Annotated in this window: 8 protein-coding genes; 5 read left to right on the forward strand and 3 right to left on the reverse strand. The window is 66.4% G+C overall.

What is annotated here, in order from left to right; translation table 11 throughout:
• Window positions 1–388: 388 nt before the first annotated feature.
• Window positions 389–730 carry a hypothetical protein gene (locus KBX37_RS32800; protein ID WP_210779709.1) on the forward strand — a complete coding sequence of 114 codons (342 nt, stop codon included), beginning with the start codon at window positions 389–391 and terminating at the stop codon, window positions 728–730.
• On the opposite strand, the gene KBX37_RS35380 is transcribed toward KBX37_RS32800, so the two are convergent.
• Window positions 727–858, reverse strand: a complete 132-nt coding sequence (locus KBX37_RS35380) for a hypothetical protein (protein WP_256440409.1) — start codon at window positions 856–858, stop codon at window positions 727–729. The two genes, KBX37_RS32800 and KBX37_RS35380, sit on opposite strands and share 4 nt — an antisense overlap.
• A gap of 199 nt (window positions 859–1,057) precedes the next feature.
• Window positions 1,058–1,573 (reverse strand): group II intron maturase-specific domain-containing protein, encoded by a 516-nt coding sequence (locus KBX37_RS32805; RefSeq protein WP_247659447.1) that lies wholly within the window; start codon window positions 1,571–1,573, stop codon window positions 1,058–1,060.
• A 273-nt stretch (window positions 1,574–1,846) separates the two neighbouring features.
• On the opposite strand from KBX37_RS32805, the gene KBX37_RS32810 reads away from it, so the two are divergent.
• From KBX37_RS32810 to KBX37_RS32820, 3 genes are all read left to right on the forward strand, one after another.
• Window positions 1,847–2,113, forward strand: coding sequence for a hypothetical protein (locus KBX37_RS32810; RefSeq protein WP_210779711.1), 267 nt, complete (start codon window positions 1,847–1,849; stop codon window positions 2,111–2,113).
• Between the two features lie 304 nt (window positions 2,114–2,417).
• Window positions 2,418–2,834, forward strand: coding sequence for a DUF2809 domain-containing protein (locus tag KBX37_RS32815; protein WP_210779712.1), 417 nt, complete (start codon window positions 2,418–2,420; stop codon window positions 2,832–2,834).
• 688 nt (window positions 2,835–3,522) lie between these two features.
• Window positions 3,523–4,815: an IS110 family transposase gene (locus KBX37_RS32820; protein WP_210779713.1), complete on the forward strand. Its 1,293-nt coding sequence runs from the start codon at window positions 3,523–3,525 to the stop codon at window positions 4,813–4,815.
• A 201-nt stretch (window positions 4,816–5,016) separates the two neighbouring features.
• Here the strand turns inward: KBX37_RS32820 and KBX37_RS32825 are convergent, their stop codons facing one another.
• Window positions 5,017–6,255: a site-specific integrase gene (locus tag KBX37_RS32825; RefSeq protein WP_247659445.1), complete on the reverse strand. Its 1,239-nt coding sequence runs from the start codon at window positions 6,253–6,255 to the stop codon at window positions 5,017–5,019.
• Window positions 6,256–6,303: 48 nt separating this feature from the next.
• On the opposite strand from KBX37_RS32825, the gene KBX37_RS35105 reads away from it, so the two are divergent.
• On the forward strand, window positions 6,304–6,981 hold the full coding sequence (locus KBX37_RS35105) for a hypothetical protein (protein WP_247659446.1): 678 nt from the start codon (window positions 6,304–6,306) through the stop codon (window positions 6,979–6,981).
• Window positions 6,982–7,138 lie beyond the last annotated feature (157 nt).

Here is a 7,138-nt window from a genome sequence, read left to right on the forward strand (position 1 = left end):
CCCTTGCGGGCGACCGCGACCACGTCACGGCGGAACTCCAGGGGGAACGCTTTCGGCATGACAGACATCCTTCCAGCGAGGAACGCATCCTCACAGGTGGGGAGTCAACCGAACCGGGGGCAGTCCCATTGCCTGGGTTGACGCGGTCGGGGTGTGTGTACGGCATGGCGAGCCGGCGGAGGACACACGCCCCGTCAAGTTTCGCCAGCGGATTCCGCCATGGGTTTTGATCGGCGCGCTTCTGTGCGGGATTATCGTCGGCTACGGTTGCGGGCCGTTAGGGGCGATACCGGTGGCGATCGTGGCCACTTGGGCAGCCCGCGCCAAATGGCCGCCTATAGAGGTTGACGACTGGCCCTACTGCGTCCAATGTTTCGCCCTGCACCGCGTGTACGTCGCCAGCATCGCGGTCATGGTTCTCGGCGTCGCCGTTTACGTTCTCGGCCTTGTCCGCTTCCTGCAGATTACCGGCACGCTCGACGACACGACACTGGCGCTGGTGGCGGGCGGCGGCATCCTTGCTCTTACCGGGGCTCTGGTCAGTCAACCCTTCTCCTGGCGGAAACTCGCGCGTGCGCACGTGTCAAGGGACCGGTCTTCACTGCAGATAGAGGGGCACGGGCGGTTTGCGGCTGACGTCCGGACATTACTCGCGGAGAAGCGTGCACAGGCACAAGCTGCTGATCGTGGGTCACTAGGCACCCAGCCCTTGAGTGACTACCGGTATTAGCTCGCGCGTCGACGGTTGGATTCCTTCCGAACCGCCTCCGTGAGATCCCGCCATGTGCCGGCCGAGGTCTTCATCATCCGGTCGACCATCTCGCGGGCGGAGGCTTCGTCCTGGAAGTCGTACGACACCTCCTGCCCTCCGTCACCCCCGAGGCGGCCACGGACCCGCCACAGCCGGCCGTCAAACACCAGCCAGACGTCACGCCGGGCCATGCGACCCCAGTAAGGTCGGGCCGAAGCGCGGTGCCGGGCTTTCGTCCGGTCCGTTTCTTCGGCCCGCCCTCCGAACCGGACGTGCAACTCTCGCTGCATCCGGCTCTCCACGGACTCACGTCGGTTGGGTCAGGCGACGCGTCAGGGGTGTCCAGGGGTTGGGGATCACGCTGCGGCGTCGGTATCGGGACACGGTGACCGAGGCCGGGTTGAACAGGGTGAGCTGTCCGTCGGTGATCGTCCATCCGCCGGCCATGAAGCGCCGTCGGAGTTGCTTCCACGTCAGGCCCTTGTGTCGTTTGCGGATCCAGATAGCTGTCCGGCGCCAGGTGAAGGCGCCGAGGTAGCTGAAGGTCCGTTTCGACACTCCGTGCTTGAAGTAGTTGCTCCACCCCCGTAGTACGCCGTTGACGCGTTCCAGCAGGGTGGTCAGGTCGGCTTGTGCTGAACTGTGGGTGAGCGTGCGGACCTTGTCCTTGATCGCGGTGACCGCTTTCTTGGACGGGTACGTGTATACGCAGCGCCTGCCCGTGCCTCGCTTGCGGTGCCGCTGGATGCGGAAGCCGAGGAAGTCGAAGCCCTCGTCGATGTGGACCACCATGGTCTTCGGCGGGGACAGGCGCAAGCCCATCACCGCGAGAACCGTGGCAAGGGACTGCCCCCGGGACTAGCAGCGGCACGCCGTCAGCCCCACCCTGCCCGGGTCGCCCGCAATCGATAGATCCAGAGGCCTAGCAGGCAAGATCCGGAGCATGCGCGGAATGATCAAGCGTATCGCTGGGGAGCCGTCGGGCGAATGTCCTGGTAGGTGGAGGGGAGCCGCAGTAGGCGCTACACCCTTCCTAAACCGTGTGTCGCTGGCGCGGACCGTTGCCCGGCTGTCTTGGACGCTAGCCTTCGACCCGTGAGATTCGCTGCCGGGCCGCCAGGCCGTTGGGTTATCGAGCTGCACTCCGGCGCGACCATCGAACTGGCGGCCGATGGGTACAGCAAGACCGACGGCGACCTTCTGTTCTCTATCCTGGCCGACGCAACCATCGCTGAACAGGCCGAGGTGCGGGTGCTCGGACGAGCGCCGGCTGACCCCGAGCGGGTGATCGTTCTCGTCGCGCGAATCCCGGAATGCGAGGTTGCTGGCCTGCATGGTGGCGAGCCATGGCTGGCTGTGTGAGGCCGAGCGTGGCTGTGGACCGCTGGCAGCGTGGGGCACACAGGGGGCACAAGACGACGTCAAACGTCGTCAACCAACCACCAGCAGTGGCAGCCCGAGACGCCGTGTGAGCAGGTATCGCCGACGGCTCTTCCTGGTGGCGAGTCAGCGGCTCTAGGTTCCGCTTCAACTCAACCAGGTGGGTTGGCTGGCAAATGGCGGGCAGCGACCAGCTGGCTTCAGTGCAGCAGCGGTGCAGCTGCGGCCCGTCCAAGGTCAGCAGACCAGCTGCCACCTTAGCTGCGCTGCAACTTATGATGGCGCGATGCCGCTCGCAGTGCGCTGGACTCGGCTGCTGATGGTGGTGTCGGCAGCCGGCTTTACAGTCGCAGCCTTCGCAATCCGCGCCACGATGGACGGGCCCATCGAACAGTACTCAGGCGCCGCCTTGTCCGCGGCCATCGTCTACACGATAGTGATCTTCATATGGCCGCTGATCTCCCCACTGGCCGCCGGCAGCGCCGCGATCGCATACTGCTGGTTCATCGAGTTTGCGCAGCTCACCCCCATACCCGCGGCACTCTCCCAACGCAGCTGGCTCGCGCGCCAGCTGCTAGGCGCCCAGTTCGACCTCATTGATGTTGCCTGGTACCCCGTCGGCGTCATCCCATTGGTCGCCGCGCATTGGTTCCTCCGTGCCCGCACACGTTCCCAAACAAACCCGACACCCGCTGAGCCTTAGATAGATAAGGTCGCGTCGGGCGATCCGGTGCCCCGGTCGAGACCGTCCAGCGCGGTGTCCGCAGCGCTTCGGGTTGGCTATAGCGAGTTGACGATGGTGCCAGGGCGCGGCGCGAGTCCGGCCCGAGCAGAGGTGAGCTTGAGGCCCGACGGGTCGAAGCCTGGGGGCGATGACTTGAGTAGCCAAGCGAGTAGCCAAGGCAATGCACCCGGCCGGACGATCGCGTACCTGAGCGGAACCATCGAGCAGTGCCGGGCGCGGCTGACCTTCCTGCGCCGGCTTCCTGGCACGCCGAGCGACGCCCGTGGTCTCGTTCTGCCAGCGTCGTGCCCGATCCGTGCCCGATGCAGCGGTCAACACGGGGCCACAGAGGCACGCGACCTGGCCGGTGATCAACGCTTGGTAGCGATGTCCCAGGTGATGCGACTACCCGCCGTGCAGATCAACACGATTCCCAAGCTGTTTTCGGGTCCCTTCGGGGCGCCGCGCATGCGGGAAAATCCGGGATGGTCGCCCGCCGACGTCGGTGACTTCATGGCGCAGGTGAGGCCGTCAAGCTGTTTGACGCTGGGAGCCGCTTTGAGGGGCTGCGCATTGTTGCTACGAGCACGAGGGTCCGACTCTTCATCTTCTCCGCCGGCTCCCGCGGGCGGCCTTTCCCTGTCCCAACCCCTCACGGGAGACCGTCATGGAAGAGGTCGATGAGCAGGAGTTACACGTCGAGCGGGTGGCCGCACTCGACCTGGGTAAGGCGGTGTTGGAGGCGTGCGTGCGGGTGCCGCACGAGTCCGGGCCGGGTCGGCGTATGCAGGAGGTACGCGGCTTTGCCACCACCACCTCGGCGCTGCTGCAGATGGCCGGCTGGTTGCGCCGTTGGGGCGTCACCCGGGTCGTCATGGAGTCAACCAGCGACTACTGGAAGGGCGTCTACTATCTGCTCGAGGCCGAGGGCTTCGAGTGCTGGCTGGTCAACGCCCGCGAGGTCAAGAACGTACCGGGGCGGGCCAAGACCGACAAGGCCGACGCGGTGTGGTTGGCCAAGGTCGCCGAGCGGGGCATGTGCCGGCCGTCGCTGGTGCACCCCAAACCCATCCGTGAGCTGCGCAACCTGACCCGCTACCGGCGTTCGCTCATCCGCGACCGTACCCGCGAGATGCAGCGGGTGGAGAAACTGCTCGAAGACGCCCAAATCAAGATCACGTCTGTGGTGAGCGACGTGTTCGGGGTATCCGGGCGGCTGATACTTCACGCGCTCATCGACGGACAGCGCGACCCGACGGTCCTCGCCCAGATGGCCAGGGGCCGGCTGCGTGTCAAGATTGCACAGCTGCAGGAGGCGCTGCGGGGGTTCTTCACCGATCACCACGGCGCCATCCTGGCGATGATGCTGGACAACATCGACCGGCTCACCGCGCAGATCACCGCCCTGGACACCACGATCGCCGAGGCGGTCGCCCCTTTCGCCCATCAGGTGGCGCAGCTGAGTGAGATCACCGCAGTCGGCCCCACGGCCGCGCAGGAACTGATCGCCGAGGTCGGCGTGGACATGAGCCGCTTCCCGTCCGACGCGCACCTGGTGTCCTGGGCCAAGTTCTGCCCACAGACCCACGAGTCCGCCGGGAAGAAGAAGAACAAGGGCCGAGCAAAAGGCAGCCCGTGGCTGGCCGCCACCCTGGGCAACATCGCCGGCAGCGCCTGCCGCACCGACAGCTTCCTCGGCGCACGGCACCGACGCATCGCCAAACGGCGCGGCAAACAGAAGGCGACCGTGGCCACCGGCAACGCGGTCCTCGTCATCGTCTACCACCTGCTGTCCGACCCTGCCGTCCGGTTCCGCGACCTCGGCGCCGACTACTTCGACACCCGTATCGACAAACAGCGCAGGGCCAGAAACCTCGCCACCCAACTCCAGGCCGTCACCGGTCAAAAGATCACCATCCGCGACGGCAAGGCCATCATCGCCGAACCCGAAGCCGCCTGACCCAGCCACCCACACCCGGCTCCGCTGCGCTGCGCCGGGTGCTGCCGCCTGCCCACTCACCATTGGATTTTCGGGTCTGACAGTGCGGGTTCGATTCCCGTCACCCGCTCCACGATCGAGGCCCTGGCCAGGACGCGAGTCCGAGTCAGGGCCTTCGATGTTCCGTAGCCAAGGACCAGGCCGCGTGCCATTGGCGTGCCATTAGCCTCGGTCATCCCTGGTGCCTTCCGGGTCCGCTGACCGCTTCTTGCCCTTCTTGCCGCCCGACTTCTTGCCCGGCTTGTCCTTGGTCTTGCCCGCGCCGCCGGCAGACTTCTTGGACGTCTTCCGGTCCGCGCGTAGCACCTCGTGCAGCGCCTGGGCGATGGCCCGATCCGCGTCGGCCGTGGCGTGCTGGTAGATCAACGCTGCCTGTGGTGAGTCGTGCCCCATTCGCGCCATCAGGTCGCGGGTGCTCGCCCCGGTTCTGGCGGCGAGGGTGTTCCCGGTATGCCGCAGGTCGTGGAAGTGCAGATGCGGTTGCCCGATCCGCGCGACGGCCGCCTTCCAGTCGATCAGCTTGTTGAGATTGCCCCGCCAGATCGGCCGCCCGCTCTCCGTAGTGAAGACGAGCGCGTCCGGGTTGTCGTCGACCTCGGCCGCCAGGTGGTCCCGGACGACCTCGACCACGGCCGGCGGCAAGCTGACGGTGCGCCGGCTTGCCCTGGATTTCGGTGGGCCGAGAACCAGACCGACGCCGCGCTGTTCGGTGTACGCCTGCCGGACCCGGATGATGCCGGCTACCGCGTCAATGTCCTGTCGTTGGAGGGCGGCGACCTCACCCCAACGTAGGCAGCCGAAGGTGGTGACCAGGACCAGGGCGCGGTACCGAGGCGGCACGATGTCGGCCAGCTTGAAGACCTGGGCGAGCGTCAGCACCGGACGCTCCGCCGGCTTCTCTTGGTCGGCGCCCGGTATCCGGCACGGGTTCCGAGTCAGGATCTCGTCTTCCTTGACCGCCGTCATCAGCACCGCACGCAGCAGCCGATACGCCTTGGCCGCCATGGTCTCCGAGACGCCGTTGCCGAGCAGTTTTGCCCGCCAGTCGCGGACCATCGGAGTGTCCAGCCGGCCCAGCTCCACCCCGCCGAGGTACGGCACGATGTGCTTGTCCAGGAGCCAGCCGTACAGGTGAACCGTCCGGGGTCGCAGGTTCGGTCGCTGATCGATCCACAACCGCGCGTAGTCCTCCAGCGTCACCTTGGCTCGCTCAGGATCGACCCACTCCCGCCGCGCCAGCTGCGCCTCGACCAGCGTGAGGTATCGGTCCGCCTCGGACTTGCGGGCGAACGTCTCCGGCGCGTTGCGCATTTGGCCATCCGGACCTGGGTAGCGCGCCTGGTAACGCCCTACCGCCCCCACGAACTCAAAGACCTCTACCTCCTGCTGGGCAGGCTGCAAGGCGTACTGGCGTACGCCGCCCTAGACCTGGGGAGCGCCGACGCGGCCATGACCCACGCACAGGCCGCTTGGACCTGTGCCGAACATGCCGGAGACAACGAGCTGCGCGCGTGGACACGCGGCACTCAGAGCCTGATCGCGCGTTTTCAGGGCAACTACGCCCACGCCCTGGACTACGTGCACGACGGACTGCGGTACAAGGCGAGGGGCACCGGCCGTATTCGGCTTCTGTGCGGCGTGGCGCAGTGCCACGCCAACCTGGGCGACTCCGTGGGAGCGAACCGAACTCTCGACCTCGCCCAGACGGAGCGGGAGGAGCTGGCCACCACGGACTCGGTGGATGGTCTCTTCGGCTTCTCGGTCGCCAAGCAGCACTACTACGCAGGAAGCAGCCTGATCTGGCTAGCAGGAGGAGCCGACGCGGAACGCGCCGCACGAGAGGCCGAGCAGGCAATCACGTTATGGGAGAAGGAGCCCCCGGAAAGCCGGTCCCTGGACGACGAGGCCCTAGCCCACGTCTACCAAGGGACCGCTCTCCTGCAAGTCGGTGACCTCGACTCCGCCACGGCCGCCATCCGCCCCATCCTCGACCTACCAGCAGACCGCCAAATCTCCTGGATCAAGAAGCGGCTTGCCAGGTTCGCCGCCATGCTCCGCGCTGAGCCCTACCGAGGGTCGAGCCCAGCGGACGATCTCTACGAGGAGATCCGCAACCTAGGCGGTTAGTGGCTGGCGCTGCTGTCCAGTCCCACCACATGCTTGATGCGATGAAGGAGCGGGGCCTCCGCTCCTCGTGACAGTCACCCTGGTCAGGGGTTTCCCTGGGGTTGTCACGACGTACCACGACGAAGGAGGCCCCTGTGGACGAGTATGACGGCCGGCA

This window comes from Micromonospora sp. U56, from assembly GCF_018070095.1.
In the GTDB taxonomy this organism is placed as follows: domain Bacteria; phylum Actinomycetota; class Actinomycetes; order Mycobacteriales; family Micromonosporaceae; genus Micromonospora; species Micromonospora purpureochromogenes.